Source organism: Spirulina sp. CCY15215, from assembly GCF_016888125.1.
In the GTDB taxonomy this organism is placed as follows: domain Bacteria; phylum Cyanobacteriota; class Cyanobacteriia; order Cyanobacteriales; family Spirulinaceae; genus CCY15215.
Genome location: NZ_JACSWA010000267.1, coordinates 1 through 3,480, shown reverse-complemented (window position 1 = coordinate 3,480; position 3,480 = coordinate 1). Strand labels below are relative to the sequence as shown.

2 protein-coding genes and 1 pseudogene are annotated in these 3,480 nt (G+C 39.9%); all 3 read right to left on the bottom strand.

What is annotated here, in order from left to right:
• Positions 1-565, bottom strand: a pseudogene (locus JUI58_RS02855) (RHS repeat protein); the annotation flags it as partial.
• Between the two features lie 48 nt (positions 566-613).
• Positions 614-1,582, bottom strand: coding sequence for an ankyrin repeat domain-containing protein (locus tag JUI58_RS02850; RefSeq protein ID WP_204102235.1), 969 nt, complete (start codon positions 1,580-1,582; stop codon positions 614-616).
• Between the two features lie 39 nt (positions 1,583-1,621).
• Positions 1,622-3,480 (bottom strand): RHS repeat-associated core domain-containing protein (locus tag JUI58_RS02845; RefSeq protein ID WP_204102234.1); only part of this gene is annotated, 1,859 nt, incomplete at its 5' end.

Below are 3,480 nucleotides of genomic sequence, written 5' to 3'. Positions count from 1 at the left end.
CCAAGCGTAAAGAGTCATCATATTTCAACTCCACATAAGAACCATCTTCTCGCGTTATCTTCGTCGGTTCGCCACTGTCAGAGCGGATGTATTCTACCGATGACATAATTGTGACTCCATCGGGGGCATAATGCGCTATCTTTTCGATAAAGTCGGTGTTTTCTTTGTAGGTGTAAGCGGTTTTAATTCCATTGGGTAATGTCCGCTCTTCAAGGCGATTCACTGCATCGTAAATCATCACTGTTGCTTGACTGTTGGGGTCGGTGACTTTCTCGATGTTACCATTGGCATCGTATTCGTATTCGGTGACGTATTCCGTTGCTCCATCGCGATCGGGTTTGACGGTCACTTTTTCTACTCGTCCCAATATATCCCGTTGATAGCGAATGCTGCTATTGTTGGGATAGTCTATTCCCGTAAATGCTCCCGTATCGGGGTCATAATGGTAAGTGGTGGTTCCGGTGGGGTCTGTGATGCTTAAAAGTTGTCCGGTTTCAAAGTTCCAATCGGTGACGACTTCATGGAGGGTGTTTCCGTTGAGGGAATAGACCCGTCGCGTTTCCAATCCCGAATTGAGATTTTCTTTTATTTATTTTGTGTTTGTTTGCAAGAATCATTCTTCCGTTGCTCCTGCATCAAGCAATATTTGAATTAGCTTTTGATGGAGAGATCTATTATCAGAAATGAGATGATCCCTGAGTAAAATGCTACGATTTTTAGCATAGTCTAAAACATTATGATTCTCAATATCTTTATCTTGAACAGATGCTCCAAGTTCAAGCAGTAACTCAACTATTTCAGGAAGACCAAATTGAGTAGCATAAATAATAGGGCTTTTTCCTTCAAAATCTTTTGCATGGATATCTGCACCAGCATCAAATAAAATACGGACAATTTCTAAACTTGATTTGAGAGCTATTGGTTTTCCAGCTTCTCCAGAAGTACGATAACGTGTAGACAACATTAGTGCTGTTCTACCATATTCGTCTCTAGTTGAAATTTTGAATCCCAAACTCAATAAAGTTTTGACAACTTGAGATTGGCCAAAAATAGCTGCCAGCATAAGAGCCGTTTTTCCTTCATAATCTCGGGCATTTAGAACGATACCAATTTTCTGCAAAAATTTGAAGATATGAATATTTCCTGTTGCTGCAGCATTAAATAAAGCTCCTCCTTTTGCACTTTCGCACAGTTCGGGATTTGTTAAAGGAGCTAAATAATCAAAGAGTCTTCGATCTGCATTATTAATAGCTCTTACTATTGGCGGATTTTCATCTTGGTAAGATACGTTCATATTTGCTCCAGCTTCGATCAATAACTTGACAATTTCTAGATGTCCTTTTTGAGTCGCAATGTCAAGCTCAATACTATATCGCTTATCTATTGTTGCTCCATGTTTTAGTAGAAGTTCAACAATTTCAATATGGCCATATCTGACTGCGATTTCCAGAGAACCCAATAAATCACAATCTCTTTGATTTACATTTACTCCATTAGAGATCATTTCTTTGACTTTCTCAACATTTCCAATTTCGACGATCTGATTAAAAAAAAATGCTTTTCTTTGATCTGAATAATTCATTGTTTCTTGATTTGAAGTTGAGCAGAATCTAATATATGTTTACGGAATTTTTACTCCCGGTCTCCTTGGGCGAAAAGATTGGAAAGAATAGATAAACATTATAACTCCTTTATCTGTTGCTTCTTTTTTCAGTGCTTCGTATTGTGCCATACTAGATGCAGGTCTTAAAGTCATAAAAAAGGTCATTGGAATGTACTGAAAATTGCTGAGATAATTTGCACGCTTATGGATAGCTGACCATTGTTGTTCATTACCACCTCGAACATAATCTGTATGTAGATTTGTCACAGAATACTTGAAATCACCAATCAATAAATCTTTGTATCTAAGGTTACGTCTGTTAGGTGGATAGGCTGAAATAATATAATCTGGTTTTGCAGTGGTTCCACGTAATGGAAATCTGACTGAGCCATTACTCAATCGATCTTTTTCCTCATCATCATCAATACCACAATTATAACCAGAGGTATGTGCAGTACCATCAAATGTATCTATTTTGGGTTCTAACCAAAGATAATCAACAAAACCTAAACCTCCTAAAACAGAGCAAAGTGCATCTTTTGCCCAACCGATACTACCAAATATATCTCCAGTTCCCATATAGTCATCGACATTGATTGCACTTGTAATTCTAGGCTGATAAATAGGCATAAATCTTTGCATTGCACTTTGAATTAAATCTCCTGCAACTCCTTGTGCTTTATCTACAAAGTAATCTTTTGCTTCGTCGAGAAGCTGACTTTTAACACCATTCAAAATATCTTGCATTTTCATACTTGTATTTAATTCAGCTAATGTAAACAACCCCGTAGGATCGCTATAAATATGAGGATTATTATAAACAAACTGATAGGGATTGCTACTCTCAGGCTCGTATTCAATCACATCAATTGGATCGCGACTGACAAACCTTCCCGTCTCCGGGTCATAATACCTTGCTCGGAAATGATAGAAATCCGTATTCGACTCCAACCACTGACCTTGGAAACGGAAATCCCCCCCTAACTCATTTGGCATTCCTACTGGATTATTCCGTAAATTACCAAAACTATCATACTCAAACTCAGCCACCTCAACCCCAGAATTGTTCGCTAAACCGACAATCGAACCCATGCCATCCTCTAAATAATAAGTCGGATTGCCTTGCTCATCCAAACGCATCAACGGCATATTTCCGGCATAAACATAAGCAGCTAATGGATCGTTAGACCCATCCATGACCAAATGCGGCGACTCCAATCCTTCTCCCATCAACGGAGCCACCACATAATCCTTTTCTCCCGTTCCATCCGTCATTTCCACCCGACGACCCGCACTATCATAAGCATACTGCACCACGATATTCTCTCCCTTCTTCACCTCCACAATCAAATCGTTCGCATTGTAGCGTAATTGCCACGTTTTCCCCTCTCTCGTTATCGTTTCCAATCGTCCCCCATCATCGTAATAATAAGTCTCCAATCCCTCACCCGTATCGATTTGCGTTAACTGATGAATGTTCTCGTAATCGTAACTTCCTTGTGCTTCTCCTCCCGATACTGTTTTCCGATTTCCCATCTCATCATAGGTATAAATGATTTCCTCTTCTTGCACCCCATTGGCATCGTAATAGGTTTCTTTTTCCAAGCGCAAAGACTCGTCGTATTTCAACTCCACATAAGAACCATCTTCTCGCGTTATCTTCGTCGGTTCTCCACTGTCAGAGCGAATGTATTCCACCGATGACATCACCGTGACTCCATCGGGTGCATAGTGAACGATCTTCTCGATAAAGTCGGTGTTTTCTTTGTAGGTGTAAACGGTTTTGATGCCATTGGGTAAGGTGCGCTCTTCCAAGCGATTCACCTCGTCGTAAATGAGGATTGTTGCTTGAGTGTTGGTAGGATCGGTGACTTTCT